1 protein-coding gene is annotated in these 284 nt (G+C 74.6%); it reads right to left on the bottom strand.

The features are described 5' to 3' along the window. A partial coding sequence (locus tag BIV03_RS13255) for a response regulator transcription factor (RefSeq protein WP_139201978.1) occupies window positions 1-284 on the bottom strand: 284 nt, incomplete at both ends.

Raw genomic sequence — 284 nt, 5'->3', positions numbered from 1 at the left:
CGGACGCCGCCGCCCGGACGGCCGCGATCAGGTCGTGCGGCGGCGCGTCCTTGAGGAGGTACCCGCTCGCGCCGGCCTCCACCGCGCCGAGGATGTCGCCGTCGGAGTCGTAGTTCGTGAGCACGAGGACGTACGGCGCGGCGTCGAGCGCACGGATCCGCCGGGTCGCTTCGGCACCGGAGGTGTCCTGGCCGAACTGCAGGTCCATCAGGACGAGTTCCGGCGAGAGGTCGGCGGCGAGCTCGACCGCGGTCCCCGGCGTCGCCGCCTCGCCGACGACCTCG

It is taken from the genome of Curtobacterium sp. MCBA15_016, assembly GCF_001865105.1.
Taxonomy (GTDB): domain Bacteria; phylum Actinomycetota; class Actinomycetes; order Actinomycetales; family Microbacteriaceae; genus Curtobacterium.
This window is presented reverse-complemented; position numbering and strand designations above follow the sequence as displayed.